The organism is Nocardioides mangrovicus (assembly GCF_003674065.1).
Classification (GTDB): Bacteria; Actinomycetota; Actinomycetes; order Propionibacteriales; family Nocardioidaceae; genus Marmoricola; species Marmoricola mangrovicus.
This window is the reverse complement of sequence record NZ_RDBE01000007.1, coordinates 190,964-204,180: the sequence shown is the minus strand read 5'-3', so window position 1 is coordinate 204,180 and position 13,217 is coordinate 190,964. Positions and strand designations below refer to the sequence as shown.

15 protein-coding genes and 1 tRNA gene are annotated in these 13,217 nt (G+C 72.3%); 5 read left to right on the top strand and 11 right to left on the bottom strand.

The window, feature by feature from the left end; all coding sequences use genetic code 11:
• The first annotated feature begins 5 nt into the window (after window positions 1-5).
• Window positions 6-512 carry a DUF1003 domain-containing protein gene (locus tag D9V37_RS20995; RefSeq protein WP_121806521.1) on the top strand — a complete coding sequence of 169 codons (507 nt, stop codon included), beginning with the start codon at window positions 6-8 and terminating at the stop codon, window positions 510-512.
• Here D9V37_RS20995 and D9V37_RS10455 read toward each other — a convergent pair.
• The 3 genes from D9V37_RS10455 to dnaG all read right to left on the bottom strand — a co-directional run bounded on the left by D9V37_RS10455 (window position 474) and on the right by dnaG (window position 3,025).
• Window positions 474-546, bottom strand: a tRNA-Asn gene (locus D9V37_RS10455). The two genes, D9V37_RS20995 and D9V37_RS10455, sit on opposite strands and share 39 nt — an antisense overlap.
• Before the next feature lie 77 nt (window positions 547-623).
• On the bottom strand, window positions 624-1,145 hold the full coding sequence (locus tag D9V37_RS10450; RefSeq protein WP_121806102.1) for a hypothetical protein: 522 nt from the start codon (window positions 1,143-1,145) through the stop codon (window positions 624-626).
• Window positions 1,145-3,025: a DNA primase gene (gene dnaG / locus D9V37_RS10445; RefSeq protein WP_121806101.1), complete on the bottom strand. Its 1,881-nt coding sequence runs from the start codon at window positions 3,023-3,025 to the stop codon at window positions 1,145-1,147. Before dnaG ends, D9V37_RS10450 begins: the two co-directional genes overlap by 1 nt.
• A 71-nt stretch (window positions 3,026-3,096) precedes the next feature.
• On the opposite strand from dnaG, the gene D9V37_RS10440 reads away from it, so the two are divergent.
• Window positions 3,097-3,663 carry a dihydrofolate reductase family protein gene (locus tag D9V37_RS10440; RefSeq protein WP_121806100.1) on the top strand — a complete coding sequence of 189 codons (567 nt, stop codon included), beginning with the start codon at window positions 3,097-3,099 and terminating at the stop codon, window positions 3,661-3,663.
• On the opposite strand, the gene D9V37_RS10435 is transcribed toward D9V37_RS10440, so the two are convergent.
• From D9V37_RS10435 to D9V37_RS10425, 3 genes are read right to left on the bottom strand one after another with little or no spacing between them, the layout of a single operon-like run.
• The gene (locus D9V37_RS10435; protein ID WP_121806099.1) at window positions 3,636-4,694 is read right to left on the bottom strand and encodes a mechanosensitive ion channel family protein; all 1,059 of its coding nucleotides are present in this window, start codon (window positions 4,692-4,694) and stop codon (window positions 3,636-3,638) included. The two genes, D9V37_RS10440 and D9V37_RS10435, sit on opposite strands and share 28 nt — an antisense overlap.
• A 54-nt stretch (window positions 4,695-4,748) precedes the next feature.
• A complete protein-coding gene (locus tag D9V37_RS10430) occupies window positions 4,749-5,675 on the bottom strand; it encodes a 2-hydroxyacid dehydrogenase (protein ID WP_121806098.1) in 927 nt (308 codons plus the stop codon).
• Between the two features lie 9 nt (window positions 5,676-5,684).
• Window positions 5,685-6,368 (bottom strand): TetR/AcrR family transcriptional regulator, encoded by a 684-nt coding sequence (locus D9V37_RS10425; RefSeq protein ID WP_198412485.1) that lies wholly within the window; start codon window positions 6,366-6,368, stop codon window positions 5,685-5,687.
• A gap of 88 nt (window positions 6,369-6,456) precedes the next feature.
• On the opposite strand from D9V37_RS10425, the gene D9V37_RS10420 reads away from it, so the two are divergent.
• The gene (locus tag D9V37_RS10420) at window positions 6,457-7,398 is read left to right on the top strand and encodes an NAD-dependent epimerase/dehydratase family protein (protein ID WP_121806096.1); all 942 of its coding nucleotides are present in this window, start codon (window positions 6,457-6,459) and stop codon (window positions 7,396-7,398) included.
• Between the two features lie 9 nt (window positions 7,399-7,407).
• Here the strand turns inward: D9V37_RS10420 and D9V37_RS10415 are convergent, their stop codons facing one another.
• A complete protein-coding gene (locus D9V37_RS10415; protein ID WP_121806095.1) occupies window positions 7,408-8,658 on the bottom strand; it encodes a deoxyguanosinetriphosphate triphosphohydrolase in 1,251 nt (416 codons plus the stop codon).
• A gap of 74 nt (window positions 8,659-8,732) precedes the next feature.
• Here D9V37_RS10415 and D9V37_RS10410 point away from each other — a divergent pair, with 74 nt between their 5' ends.
• Together D9V37_RS10410 and D9V37_RS10405 are read left to right on the top strand one after the other, a co-directional pair.
• Window positions 8,733-9,101: an ArsR/SmtB family transcription factor gene (locus D9V37_RS10410; RefSeq protein WP_232524851.1), complete on the top strand. Its 369-nt coding sequence runs from the start codon at window positions 8,733-8,735 to the stop codon at window positions 9,099-9,101.
• Window positions 9,082-9,582 carry an SRPBCC family protein gene (locus D9V37_RS10405; RefSeq protein WP_121806094.1) on the top strand — a complete coding sequence of 167 codons (501 nt, stop codon included), beginning with the start codon at window positions 9,082-9,084 and terminating at the stop codon, window positions 9,580-9,582. Before D9V37_RS10410 ends, D9V37_RS10405 begins: the two co-directional genes overlap by 20 nt.
• A gap of 29 nt (window positions 9,583-9,611) precedes the next feature.
• Here the strand turns inward: D9V37_RS10405 and D9V37_RS10400 are convergent, their stop codons facing one another.
• Genes D9V37_RS10400 through D9V37_RS10385 form a run of 4 tightly spaced genes read right to left on the bottom strand, consistent with a single transcriptional unit; the run spans window position 9,612 to window position 13,090 of the window.
• Window positions 9,612-10,220: a response regulator transcription factor gene (locus D9V37_RS10400; RefSeq protein ID WP_121806093.1), complete on the bottom strand. Its 609-nt coding sequence runs from the start codon at window positions 10,218-10,220 to the stop codon at window positions 9,612-9,614.
• Window positions 10,217-11,341 carry a sensor histidine kinase gene (locus D9V37_RS10395; protein WP_121806519.1) on the bottom strand — a complete coding sequence of 375 codons (1,125 nt, stop codon included), beginning with the start codon at window positions 11,339-11,341 and terminating at the stop codon, window positions 10,217-10,219. The genes D9V37_RS10400 and D9V37_RS10395 overlap by 4 nt, the downstream gene beginning before the upstream one ends.
• A 19-nt stretch (window positions 11,342-11,360) precedes the next feature.
• Window positions 11,361-12,161 carry an ABC transporter permease gene (locus D9V37_RS10390; protein WP_121806092.1) on the bottom strand — a complete coding sequence of 267 codons (801 nt, stop codon included), beginning with the start codon at window positions 12,159-12,161 and terminating at the stop codon, window positions 11,361-11,363.
• A complete protein-coding gene (locus D9V37_RS10385; RefSeq protein WP_121806091.1) occupies window positions 12,158-13,090 on the bottom strand; it encodes an ABC transporter ATP-binding protein in 933 nt (310 codons plus the stop codon). Before D9V37_RS10385 ends, D9V37_RS10390 begins: the two co-directional genes overlap by 4 nt.
• Window positions 13,091-13,217: the final 127 nt, after the last annotated feature.

The following is a 13,217-nucleotide window of genomic DNA, read 5'->3' as shown; positions in this document are numbered from 1 at the left end:
CGGCCATGGCCGACGCACCCGGAAAACCCTCGCACTCGCACCTGCCGGTGGCCGTCGAGTTCGCCCAGCGGCGCGCCGAGAGCATCCAGAACCGGGTAGCCGACGCGATCACCAGGTTCGCCGGCTCGATGGCGTTCGTGTACCTGCACATCGTGCTGTTCGGGGTGTGGATGCTGGTCGTGGAGAAGAGTCCGTGGCCGACGCTGACGCTGGTGGTGTCGCTGGAGGCGATCTTCCTCTCGACCTTCGTGATGATCGCCCAGAACCGCTCGGCGGCCTTCGACGACGCCAAGTCCGAGCGGGAGTTCCGCGAGCAGGAGACCGAGCTGCACACGAACACCGAGATCACCCAGGAGATCCAGCGGCTCACCCAGGAGCTGCACCGGCGGCTGATCGAGCAGGGCGGGCAGCCCGAGCAGGGCGGGCAGCCCGAGCAGGGCGGGCAGCCCGATCAGGGCACCGAGAACGAGAAGCTCCCCCGGCTGGACTCGAACCAGCAACCCTCCGGTTAACAGCCGAATGCTCTGCCAATTGAGCTACAGGGGATCGCACGAAGCGACAGCAAGCGTAGCAAGGCCGGCGGCCTGGGACGAAACCAGCGCACCGGTGTCGCCCAGGTCGCCTCAGGGCTCGACGTCGGTCCTCGCCGCGGCCAGCGCAGCCTCGACCTGTGGGCGGACGACGTCGGGGTCCAGGCCGTCGTCGTAGGTGACGAACCAGCCGATCCGACCGTCGCCCGGCGCACGACGGGCGTGCAGGGTGACGCCGAGGCCGTTCTCGCCGATGGGGACGCGCCGCTGCAGCAGGACGCTGGCGCTGACCCGCTCGCGCAGCAGGTCGAGCAGCCGGCCCGGGCGCTCCTGCTGCTCGGCGAGACCGAACCGGTGCACCGGCCGCGGGTGACCCCACTCCCCCACCTCCGCGACGACCAGCAGGTCGGCCTCGGCGTCCCAGCCGGCGTGCTCGACCTGCTCCCAGCCGATCCGCTGCACCTCGTGCGGCGCGACCACGTAGAGGGCCAGCCGGGTGCCGAGCAGCCACACCGCGGTGGCCTCGGCGGCGGCGAGCACGCGCTCGCCGCGCGCCAGCTGCAGACGGGTGAGGACCTCCTCCGGCGCGTGGCCGGCTCGTAGCGACAACCGCATCAGGCGCCGCCGACCGCCAGCTCGCGCAGGCTGCGGCGCTGCTGCTCGAGCGCGACGAGCTCACCGAAGGTGCGGTTGTACTCCGCGTCGCCGGGCGTGGAGCGCTGCAGCCGCGACTTCAGGTCGGCGATCCGCCGCTGCACGGTGAGCTCCTGGAGGCGGTAGACGTGCTGGGCGGCGTAGCCCGTGTCGGGCTCACGGGCGGCGTTGATCGGCTCCACCGCCAGGGAGCTGATCAGCCCGCGGAGCACCGGCTCCTGGGTGGCCGCGGCCAGGTCGGCCACCCACGAGGGCCGGGCCGCCGCCGGTCCGCCCAGCCGCGTGACGATCTCCCACAGCGCGCGGTGGGCCGGGTGGCGGAAGTCGTCGGCGTCGATGTCGCCGGCCGCCGGCGCCACCAGGTGCGGGTGCTGCAGCAGCAGCTTGAGGGTCTCGCGCTCGATGGCGAGCCGCGGGTCGCGCGGGTCGGGCGTGGGCAGCCCGCCGTCGTCGGGGCGGGAGGCGGGCCGCGGCGAGGGCAGGTCGGCGCCGGGACCGCGGTGCGAGCGGCGGTCGGTGATGCGGCGGACCTCGCGCCGGGCGTCGTCGGGGTCGATGCCCACCATGCCGGCCAGCTCGCGGACGAAGGCGTCGACCTTGGAGCGGTCGCGGATGGAGGTGACCAGCTTGGCGCCCTCGCGCAGCGCGTCGACCCGGCCGTCGGCCCGGTCGAGGTCGAAGCGGCGCACGACGTTGCCCAGCACGAAGCGGTACAGCGGCTGGCGGCGGGCAACGAGCTCGCGCACGGCCTCCTCGCCCTTCTGCAGGCGCAGATCGCAGGGGTCCAGGCCGTCGGGCTCGACCGCGACGTAGGTCTGGGACACGAAGCGCTGGTCGCCGCCGAAGGCCTTCATCGCGGCGTCCTGGCCGGCCTGGTCGCCGTCGAAGGTGAAGATCACCTCGCCGCGGAACTCCTCGTGGTCGTGCAGCAGCCGGCGCAGCAGCCGCGTGTGCTCCTCACCGAAGGCCGTGCCGCACGAGGCCACGGCGGTCTGCACGCCGGAGAGGTGGCAGGCCATCACGTCGGTGTAGCCCTCGACGACCACGGCCTGGCTGGTGCGCGAGATGGCCTGCCGGGCCAGGTCGACGCCGTAGAGCACCTGGCTCTTCTTGTAGATCGGCGTCTCGGGGGTGTTGAGGTACTTGGCCTCGATCCGGTCGTCGTCGAAGATCCGGCGCGCGCCGAAGCCGATGGTGGCGCCGCTGGTGTCGCGGATGGGCCACATCAGCCGGCCGCGGAACCGGTCGTAGTGGCCGCCGCGCTGGGACTGGCCGACGAGCCCGGCCGTGACCAGCTCCTCGTCGGTGAAGGAGTACTGCCGCAGGTGGCGGTGCAGGTCCTCACCGCCGCGCGGGGAGAAGCCGACGCCGAAGGTCTCCGCCGCCGCCTGGTCGAAGCCGCGGGAGGCCAGGAACTGCCGCGCGGCCAGCGCCTCGGGCGCGGCCAGCAGGTCGGCGTAGTAGGCCTGCGCGAGCTTGTGGGCCTCCAGCAGCCGGGGCCGGCGAGGGCCACCGGTGGGACGCTCGGGGCCGCCCTCCTCGTAGCGCAGCTGCACCCCGACGGAGTCGGCCAGCCGCTCGACGGTCTCGGTGAAGGAGAGGCCGTCGATCTTCATCAAGAAGCTGATGACGTCGCCGCCCTCGGCGCAGCCGAAGCAGTGGTAGTAGCCCCGGCTCGGGTTGACGTTGAACGACGGCGTCTTCTCGTCGTGGAAGGGGCACAGCCCCTTCGACGAGCCGCCGCCGGCCGAGCGGAGGGTCACGTACTGGCTGATCACCTCGTCGATGCGCGTCTTCTCGCGCACCTCCGCGATGTCCTCCTCACGGATCCGACCGGCCACGTCGCGGAGTCTACGGGCGGGTGCCGACAGCCGGGCCGGCGTTGTCGGTGGGGGTGTCTAGCGTGCCGGGCATGGACGTCGTGTACCGCACCGCCACCAGTGCCGACGGCTTCATCGCCGACGCGGAGAACTCCTTGGAGTGGCTCTTCGAGGTGCCGGGGGCCGACGGCGACCCCGAGGCGATGGCCGGCTTCCTCGACGACGTCGGCGCGCTCGTGATGGGCCGCACCACCTACGAGTGGGTGCTCGACCACGAGCGGCTCCTGGAGCACCCGGAGAAGTGGCACGCCTGCTACGGCGAGCGACCCACCTGGGTGTTCAGCCACCGCGAGCTGCCGCCGATCCCGGGCGTCGACCTGCGTTTCGTCGCCGGCGCCGTGAGCGACCACCACGAGGCGGTCGCGGCCGGGGCGGCCGGGCGCGACGTCTGGCTGCTCGGCGGCGGCGACCTGGTCGGGCAGTACGCCGACGCCGGTCTGCTCGACCGGATCGTCCTCGACCTCACCCCGGTGTTCCTCGGCGCCGGGGCGCCACTGCTGCCGCGGCGGATGACCTCGACCCGCGTACGCCTCCAGGAGGTGACGCGCGAGGGGCAGCGCGTGCGCGTGGACTACCGGGTGGGCGATCCCTCGAGCTGACCGGCCAGCCGGAGCCGCTGCTGGGGCAGGCCCTCGGGGTGACTGGTGCGCAGCCAGCCGATCAGCCGCTCGCGCACCAGGCAGCGCAGGTCGAACAGCGTCGGGGCGTCGCGGGCGGTGACGAGCACGCGCACCCGGACCCACCCGTTCACCGCATCGGTGACCTGCACGTGGGAGACGCGGCCGTCCCACAGCCCCGCCGCCTGCGCCTCGGGCATGATCCGGGCCACCTCCTCGCGCAGCAGGTCGGTGTCGACCTGCCAGTCCAGGTCGAGCTCCACCGAGCCCAGCAGCTGCGAGGTGTGACGGGTCCAGTTCTGGAAGGGGGTGGTGGTGAAGTAGGTGCACGGCAGCACCATCCGGCGGTCGTCCCACAGCCGCACCACGACGTAGCTCAGCGTCACCTCCTCCACCCAGCCCCACTCCTCCTCGACGATGACGGCGTCGTCGATGCGCACCGCGTCACTGAAGGCGATCTGCAGTCCCGCGAACACGTTGGCCAGCGTCGACTGCGCGGCGACGGCGGCCACCACCGAGATCAGCCCGGCCGAGGCGAGCAGGCTGGCGCCGACCCCACGGACGCCGGGGAAGCTGAGCAGCATCGCGGCCAGCCCCACCACCACGACCGCGGCGACCGTCAGTCGCCGGATGACGAGCACCTGCGTGCGGCGGCGGCGCTTGGTCAGGTTGTCGGGAACGTCGATGTCGGTGCGCTGCAGGCCCTGGTCGACCACGAAGAGCAGCAGCACACCCACCAGCCACGCCCCGGCCCCGATGGCCAGCACCCGCAGCGCCAGCGTGCCGGCGGTCCACCAGCGGTCGTCGTCGCGCACCGCCGCCACGACGCCCGCCACCGCGAGCACCAGCACCAGGGCGCGAAACGGCCTCTCGGCCCGCTCGACCAGCTGCCGGCCGTGGCGCCACCGGCGCGTGGCCAGCCGGGCGACGACGTGCACGACGATCATCACCAGCACCGCAGCTCCGAGGCCGGAGGCGAGGCTCGTGAGGAGGACGGTCCACGAAACGGCCATCGGCCCAATCTCGCAGCATGAACGTCGTCACACGGCGAGCGGGTCCGGGCGGGCTCAGTACTCCCCGGACATCACGTTGAGGAGGTCCTCACCGGCGGCGAAGCGCTCCAGCTGCTCCCGCACGAGACGGTGGGCCCGCGGCCACATCGCGCTCGTCGCGCCGCCGACGTGCGGGCTGACGAGCACGTTCGGGGCCGACCACAGCGGATGAGCGTCGGGCAGCGGCTCGGGGTCGGTGACGTCCAGTGCGGCCGCCACGCGACCACCCTCGGCCAGCAGTGCGTCGGTGTCGACGACCGGTCCGCGCGCGACGTTGACCAGCAGCGCGCCGTCCTTCATCGCAGCGAGGAAGCCGGCGTCGACCAGGCCCTGCGTCTGGTCGGTCAGCGGGACGACCAGGACGACGACGTCGGCCTCCGGCAGCAGGTCGGCCAGCTCGTCGAAGCCATGGACGTCGTCGTCCGGACGTGCCGTGCGCGCCACCCGCACCACCTCGGTCTCGAACGGCAGCATGCGCGCCTCGATGGCACGCCCGATCGAGCCGTAGCCGACGACGAGCACCCGCTTGTCGGCCAGCGCGGGTCCCACGTGCCGACGCCAGCGACCGCGGTCCTGGTTGCGCACGAACTGCGGCAGCCCGCGCAGAGAGGCCAGGGTGAGCGCGACCGCCAGCTCGGCGGTGGAGGCGTCGTGGACGCCCCGGGCGTTGCACAGTGTGACGCCCTCGGGGATCCAGGGGCGGACGTTGTCCACCCCGGCGCTCAGCGTCTGCACCACGCGCAACCGAGGCATGTCGGGGAAGGTCCGCGCGGCCTTGTCGCCCATCGCGTAGGGCGGCACCACCAGCTCGACCTGGTCTATCGTCCCGGGCCGCTGCCAGTCGGGACCGCCGAGCTCGGCCTGAACCTCGTAGCGCAGTCCGCCGGGCACGTCTCCCAGGTCGGCGGGATCGAACGGTAGCCAGACGAGGGGTTCGCTCACCGGTCCAGGCTAGAGACCGACCTCGGCGGCGATCCGGTCGAGGTGGTGCTCGAAGAGCCGGCGGGAGTAGCTCGCGTCGCGGCCGTACTGCCCGAACACCTCGAAGCTGACCGCTCCGAAGAGCGAGGTCCAGGCGAACATGCTGCGCGCCATGACGGCCGGCGACAGCTCGACGCCGAGGCCGTCGGCGACGCCGGCCATGTCCTTGGCCAGCGCCTTCGACAGCGGCGTGGCGGGATCGACGAGCGCGCCCGCCTGCCAGGCGTCGTCGACGACGCCCACCAGCAGCATCGGCACACGCAGGCCCGGGCCGGTGGTCTGCTCCGCGGGCGCCTCGTAGTCAGGCACGGGACTGCCGAAGAGCAGCGCGTAGCGGGCGGGCTCGGCCAGCGCCCAGTCACGCACCCCGTGGGCGACCGCGCGCAACCGACCCATGTGGTCGGCGCGACGGCGCCGACGCTCGGCCGCCTCCGCGGCCTCGCCGAGCTCGTCGTAGGCGTCGACGACGAGCAGGGTGAGCAGGTCGTCGCGGCTCTTGACGTAGCGGTAGACGGCGGAGGAGACGACGCCGAGGTCGCGAGCGATCGAGCGCACGGAGAGCTGGGCGGCGCCGACGGTGGCGAGCTGCTCCCGACCGAGGCGGGTGATGTCGACCAGCGTCTGCTCGCGGGCACGTTGACGGGGAGTGACCATAGGCACAGCCTCTCACATTCGAGAGCTCTTGCAACTTTAGAGAGCAGTGCTCTTGCTTTTGCCACAGGTGCGGTGCAGGCTCATCGCCATGACCCAGACATATGTAGTGACAGGAGCAGGACCGGTCGGCTGGACCGTGACCGAGCAGCTCGCCGACGCCGGCCACCGGGTGCGGGTGCTGACCCGCTCCGGGAGCGGCCCCGAGCGCGAGGGCGTCGAGCGGCTGGCGGTGGACGCCGGCGACCCCGCGGCGCTGAGCGATGCAGTGACGGGAGCAGCAGCGCTCTTCCACTGCATCCACGGCACCGCCTACGCGGCGAGGACGTGGCGCGAGGAGCTGCCGAAGGCCGACCGGGTGGTGATGGACGCAGCAGGCGCGGCCGGCGCCGTGGCGGTGTTCCCCGAGAGCCTCTACAGCTACACCGACTCCACGCGGCCGATGACCGAGGACAACCCGCGCAACCGGCCGGGCGGCAAGAGCGCGGTGCGCGCCGAGCTGCTGCACGGCCGCGCGGAGCACCCGACACCGACGGTGAGCGTCGTGGCCTCGGACTTCGTCGGACCCCGGGTGGCCACCAGCCACATGGGCGAGCGGATCGTGCCGCCGGTGCTCGCCGGCAAGAAGGTGCGTGTCCTCGGCTCGCTGGACCAGCCGCACTCGTGGACGTACGTGCCCGACCTGGCCCGCGCCATGATCACCGCCGCGCGACGCGAGGAGCTGTGGAACTCGGTGCTCCACGCACCCACCGCGGCGCCGCGCACCCAGCGCGAGATGGTGCACGCCTTCGCCGACGCGGCCGGGGTACAGATCCCCGAGCCGGGCCTGATCCCCTCGTGGGTCATGCGCGGCATCGGCCTGGTGCACCCCGGCACCCGCGAGGTGGCGGAAATGCTCTACCAGTTCGAGAACCCGTTCGTCCTCGACTCCACCCACAGCCAGGAGCTGCTCGGGTTCGCCCCGACGCCTACCGAGCAGGTGGCGGCCGAGACGGTGGCGTGGTGGCGCGCGGAGGCTTCGAGACGGCGCTAGCGCGCCTCCTCAACCAGTGACGCGCCGGTGCCAGGCCACGGCGCTGGCGTCGGTGAGCGAGGCGACCTGGTCGAGGTAGACCCGCACGCGGGCGGCATCGTCCGCGGCTGAGGCGAGGTCGTCGCGGAACGGTCGGTGCAGCAGCTGCGGGTCGCCGTCGCGCAGGGCCTCGAAGAGCTCGGCCACCAGCGTGGCCTGGCGCTCCATCAGCGCCACCCGGTCGGCGGCCTGCATGACGTAGTGCGCCGCGATCCCCTTCAGCACCGCGATCTCGGTCCAGGTGTGGTCGGGCACCACGAGGTCGCCCTCGTGGCGGACCAGCGCCCGGTCGCCGAACGACTGACGGGTGGCCTCCTGGACGCTGCCGCAGAAGATGCCGATGACGTCGGAGGTCAGGTTCTTCAACGCCGCCAGGGCGGCGCGCGACCCGTCGTAGCCCGACGTCGGCCAGCCCGCCACCGCCGCCAGCCGGCGATGAGCGGCATCAAGCTCGTCGTCGGCGGCCTCGGGCAGGTACCAGTCGCGCACCGTCGCCCAGACGGCGCGACGCTCGTCGGCGTCGCCGAGCAGGGCCAGGTCGATCCGCTCGGCGACGATGCCGTCCTCCAGGTCGTGCACGGAGTAGGCCACGTCGTCGGCCAGGTCCATCACCTGCGCCTCGACGCACCGGTGCCGCTCCGGCGCGCCGGCGCGGAGCCAGTCGAAGACCGGACGGTCGTCGGCGTACACGCCGAACTTGCCGCCCGGGACGTCTCGCGGCCACGGGTACTTCGTGCAGGCGTCGAGGGTGGCGCGGGTCAGGTTGAGGCCGATCGAGCGGCCGTCGGGACCGGTGGACTTGGCCTCCAGCCGCGTCAGGATGCGCAGCGTCTGGGCGTTGCCCTCGAAGCCGCCGGCGCCGGCAGCCAGCGCGTCGAGCACCCGCTCACCGTTGTGGCCGAAGGGCGGGTGCCCCAGATCGTGGGCGAGCGCCGCGGTCTCGGCCAGGTCGGGGTGGCAGCCGAGCACGTGCGCGACGTCGCGGGCCACCTGGGCCACCTCGAGGCTGTGGGTGAGCCGGTTGCGGACGAAGTCGTCGGTGCCGGGCCCGACCACCTGGGTCTTGGCGGCGAGTCGCCGCAGCGCCGCGGAGTGCACCACCCGGGCGCGGTCGCGCTCGAACGGCGTGCGCTCGGGCGCCGGCACCCGCTTGGCCGGCTCCTCCACCCAGCGCTCCTGCGACGCGTCGTCGTAGAGCTCGTCCCAGCTCGTCTGCTCCATGGCACGGCCGAGACTAGGGCCTACCACCCCCTTGTACCTTGACAGTTACGTACACGTGGCGTTACATAGCGCACGTGAGCGAGCCGAGCAGCGTGTGGGACGTGCTCGTCGACCCCACCCGGCGCGAGATCGTGCAGCGGCTGGCCGCCGGCGACCTCACGGCCGGGGAGATCGCCAGCGCGTTCGAGATCGCCCGACCCGGCGTCTCGCGCCACCTGCGCGTCCTGCGCGAGGCCGGCCTGGTCGAGGCGCACCCGCAGGCGCAGCGGCGGGTCTACCGGCTGCGCCCAGAAGCGCTGGCGCCCATCGACGCCTGGCGGCACGAGGTGAGCGCCTTCTGGGAGCAGCGCCTCGACGCCCTGGCCACCGAGGTCGCGCGAGGAACGCACGCCCGCACTCGCACCACGACGACAGGAGCACACGATGATCGAGCTACTGGGTGAGATCGCCCGCGACGGCGACGAGCACGCCACCGTCAGGTTCGAGCGGCGCTACCCCACCACACCCGCCGACCTGTGGGACGCCCTCACCTCCCCCGAGCGCCTGGTGCGCTGGTTCGCCCCGGTCGAGGGCGACCTGCGCGAGGGCGGGGAGTTCACGATCCACTTCGACGACGGCGACGTGCCGCGCTGCCGCGTCGTCAGCTGCTCCCCCACCCACGCGTCCACCTGGGAGCGGCACCACGAGCACGGCTCCTCCCTGGTGGAGGTCGGCGTCGAGTCGGCAGACGACGGCGGCAGTGTGCTGCGGCTCGTCCACTCCCGGCTGCCGGCGCCGAACGCTGCCGAGTACGGCGCCGGCTGGCAGGCCTACGTGCAGTCGCTGACCGCGTACCTCGACGGAGTGGAGAGCGGGGAGTGGCGGGAGGCCTTCGGCGAGGCCAAGGCGGGCTACGTCACCGCCCTGGCGGCGCAGGAGGGATAGCCCAGCGAAGACAGCCCAGCGAAGACAGCTCAGAGCCAGCCGTTGTTGTCGGCCACCAGCACCGCCTCGGCGCGGTTGCCCGAGCCGGTCTTGCCGATGGCCGCCGAGAGGTGGTTGCGCACGGTGCCCTCGGAGAGGAAGAGCTTCTTGGCGATCACGGCCACCGACGACCCGTCGCGAGCGGCCTGCAGCACGTCGGTCTCGCGCTGGGTCAGCGGCGACTCCCCCGCCACCAGACTGTCGGTGGCCAGCGCCGGGTCCACCACGCGCAGCCCCTGCGCGATCCGGCGTACGGCGTCGGCCAGCTGCGGCGCCGGGGTGTCCTTGACCACGAACCCGCCGGCCCCCGCCTGCAGCGCACGACGCAGGTAGCCCGGCCGGCCGAAGGTGGTCACGATCAGCACCTTGGTGGTGGGTACGGCCTCGCGGACGGCGGCGGCCGCGGCGATGCCGTCGAGGCCCGGCATCTCGACGTCGAGCAGGGCGACGTCGGGCGTGTGCTCGCGGACGGCGGCGACCACCTCGTCGCCACGGCCCACCTGGGCGACGACCTCCAGGTCGGACTCGAGGTCGAGCAGCGCGGCCAACGCGCCGCGGACCAGGGCTTGGTCGTCGGCCAGCAGCAGCCGGATCGTCATGCCGGCACCACCACCTGCAACGAGAACCCCTTCGGCTGGGCCGGCCGGGTGACGACGGTGGCGCCGGCGGCCGCGGCCCGCTCGCGCAGGCCGACCAGGCCGTTGCCGGACCCGCGCTCGCGCACCGGCCCGCAGCCGTCGTCGACCACCTCGGCCGAGCGCGGTGTCAGCCGTACGGTGCAGGTGCGGGCGCCGCTGTGACGGATCACGTTGGTGACCCCCTCCCGGATGGTCCAGGCGAACAGCTCGCGCAGGTCGCCGGGCACCTCGTCGGTCGAGTTGGGCAGGTCGGCGTCGATCTCGGCCGCCCTCAGTGCTGTGCGGGCCCGGGTGAGCTCACCGGGCAGGGTCAGCTCCCGGTAGCCCTCGACCGCGCGACGGACGTCGGCCAGGGCGTCGCGCGAGAGCCGCTCGAGGTCGGCCACCTCGGCCCGGGCCCGCTCAGGGTCGACGTCGAGCAGCTTGTTGGCCAGCTCGGCCTTCACGGTGATGACGGTCAGCGAGTGGCCCAGGATGTCGTGCAGGTCGCGGGAGAAGCGGTTGCGCTCGTCGGCCACCGCGAGCTGCTGGTTCTCCTCGTTGGCGCGTCGCAGCCGGATGTTGCCCAGGATCATCTGCTGGATGCCGAACACCGCGGCCGAGGCGGTCAGCATCGAGAGCAGCAGGCTGTTGTCGAGGTTCCAGCCGGGCACCACGGAGCCGGCGGCGTACCAGGCGGCGGCGTTGACCAGCGCCAGCACCACCGACAGCGGGGTCGGCAGCGCCATGACGAACAGCACGCACAGGTACACCGCGGTGGCGGTGCCGTCCTGCCCGATGGCGATGCAGTCCGCGACGGCGAGCACCAGGGCCAGCGCGATGCCGGCCGCCGCCTTCGGCGCCTGCAGGTGGAACGTCTTGCGCGCGAACCCGTTGCGTCGCTGGTAGCCGAAGAACGCGACGTACCAGACCCCGAACGCGATCGTGAGCACGATGCCCGCCCAGCCGGCCACCGTGTCGCGACGGTCCCAGGCCGCCGAGAGCGGCTCGACCAGGAAGAAGGTCCAGACCGCGATCCAGAACGTGCCGATCCGGCCGGGCCCTCGGTCGGGGGCCCAGCCGGATCGGACCTGCTGCTCCATGAGGTTCATTGTGGCGCGCTCAGACGCGTTGGGTGTCCTTGCTCATCCGCCACGCGGCACCGAGCACGAAGATCGCCAGCCAGCCCACGGCGTTGACCACCGCGTACCACGGCAGCTCGTGGGTCAGGGGTGCACGCGAGACCTCGGCCACGCCGTACATCGGGGTCCAGTAGGCGATCATCCGGATGGAGTCGGTGTACTGGGTCAGCGGGATGAACAGGCCGCCGAGTAAGGACAGCAGCGCGAGCCCGGGGCCGAGGAACTGCATCACGTTCTCGCCGGGCACCAGGTAGCCGATGAACACGCCCAGGGCCGCGAAGGTCATGGTGCACAGCAAGGTGAGCAGTGCGCAGTAGATCCAGGTGTCGGTCGGCATGGACGGGGTGCCCTTGAGGGCTCCGACCACGTTGACGACCACCACGGCGAGACCGGCCATCGTCAGCGCGACCAGCGCCTTGACCACGATGTAGGCCACCGGGTTGAGCGGGGTCAGCCGGAGCTGGCGCGACCAGCCGAGGGCGCGCTCGGTGGCCACCATCGCCCCGCCCGAGGCTGCGATGAGAGCGCCGCCGTACAACGCCATCGAGACCATCACGTAGGCCGAGACGTTGCCCTTCAGACCGCCCCCGAGGGGCTCGTTGCCGCCGCTGCCGGACCCGAAGACGAAGAACATCGCCGTCGGGAAGATCAGCGCGAACACGATGGTGCGCCGGTTGCGCAGCATCCGCTTGATCTCGATGCCGAGCATCGTGAGGTTGAAGCCGCCCAGGGGCGGCACCCGGCGGGCGGTCGGGTCGATGGTGGAGACGGCTGTGCTCATGACTGCGCTCCTTCGGTGCTGTGCGTGCTGTCGGTGCTGTCGGTGGTGCCGGTCAGGCTGAGGAAGGCGTCCTCGAGGCCCTTGGCAGTGATCTCCAGGTCGCGGGCGCTGGTCTGGGTGAGCAGGTACTTCGCCACCGTGTCGCTGTCCTTGGCGTGGATGTAGACCTGGTCGCCGCGCACCTCGACGTCGTCGACGCCACCGAGCCGCGTGATCGCCTCGGTGTCGGCGTTCTCCCAGGTCACCCGCACCACCCGGCCCGAGGCCAGCGACTTGATCTGGCTGCCGGTGCCGTCGGCGACGATCGTGCCGTGGCTGACCAGCACGATCCGGTCGGCGTACTGGTCGGCCTCCTCGAGGTAGTGCGTCGCGAAGAGCACCGTGCGGCCCTTCTTCGCGTCCTGGCGGATGCTCTGCCAGAACGCGCGGCGGCCCTCGACGTCCATGCCCGTGGTGGGCTCGTCGAGCAGCAGCAGCGCCGGATCCGACAGCAGTGCCATCGCGAACCGGAGCCGCTGCTGCTCGCCCCCCGAACACTTCGCCACCTTGCGGTCGGCGATCTCGGTGATGCCGGCCGTGGCCAGCACCTCGTCCGTCGGCTTGGTGTCGACGAACAGGCTGCGGGTGTACTCGACCGTCTCGCGCACGGTCAGGTCCTTGAGCAGACCGCCGGTCTGCATGACCGCCGCGACCAGCCCGCGGGCGATGGCGGCGCGCGGCTCGATGCCGAGCACCCTCACCTCGCCCGAGGTCGGCTTCGACAGTCCCAGGATCATGTCGATGGTGGTCGTCTTGCCGGCGCCGTTGGGGCCGAGGAAGGCGACGACCTCGCCCTGCTGCAGCTCCAGGTCGACGCCCCGCACGGCGCGGACGCGTCCGAAGTCCTTGGTGACTCCCGAGAGGGAGACCGCGGTCAGTGGTTGGCTCATGTCACGAGCATGGGCCCGGGGCGGGCGGTGGGCCGCGTACGCCGGTCATGACGGTGGGATGACATTTGTCAGCGGCGGGGGTTTTGCCGGGTGCCCGGCAAAACCCCCGCCGAAAACGGGTGAAAAC

Bases quoted from the DNA above. Each gene is read 5' to 3' on its own strand.
- D9V37_RS20995 (WP_121806521.1), top strand. From the start codon at position 6: ATGGCCGACGCACCCGGAAAACCCTCGCACTCGCACCTGCCGGTGGCC.
- D9V37_RS10450 (WP_121806102.1), bottom strand. From the start codon at position 1,145: ATGCGGTTGTCGCTACGAGCCGGCCACGCGCCGGAGGAGGTCCTCACC.
- D9V37_RS10440 (WP_121806100.1), top strand. From the start codon at position 3,097: ATGGACGTCGTGTACCGCACCGCCACCAGTGCCGACGGCTTCATCGCC.
- D9V37_RS10435 (WP_121806099.1), bottom strand. From the start codon at position 4,694: ATGGCCGTTTCGTGGACCGTCCTCCTCACGAGCCTCGCCTCCGGCCTC.
- D9V37_RS10425 (WP_198412485.1), bottom strand. From the start codon at position 6,368: ATGGTCACTCCCCGTCAACGTGCCCGCGAGCAGACGCTGGTCGACATC.
- D9V37_RS10420 (WP_121806096.1), top strand. From the start codon at position 6,457: ATGACCCAGACATATGTAGTGACAGGAGCAGGACCGGTCGGCTGGACC.
- D9V37_RS10415 (WP_121806095.1), bottom strand. From the start codon at position 8,658: ATGGAGCAGACGAGCTGGGACGAGCTCTACGACGACGCGTCGCAGGAG.
- D9V37_RS10405 (WP_121806094.1), top strand. From the start codon at position 9,082: ATGATCGAGCTACTGGGTGAGATCGCCCGCGACGGCGACGAGCACGCC.
- D9V37_RS10400 (WP_121806093.1), bottom strand. From the start codon at position 10,220: ATGACGATCCGGCTGCTGCTGGCCGACGACCAAGCCCTGGTCCGCGGC.
- D9V37_RS10395 (WP_121806519.1), bottom strand. From the start codon at position 11,341: ATGGAGCAGCAGGTCCGATCCGGCTGGGCCCCCGACCGAGGGCCCGGC.
- D9V37_RS10390 (WP_121806092.1), bottom strand. From the start codon at position 12,161: ATGAGCACAGCCGTCTCCACCATCGACCCGACCGCCCGCCGGGTGCCG.
- D9V37_RS10385 (WP_121806091.1), bottom strand. From the start codon at position 13,090: ATGAGCCAACCACTGACCGCGGTCTCCCTCTCGGGAGTCACCAAGGAC.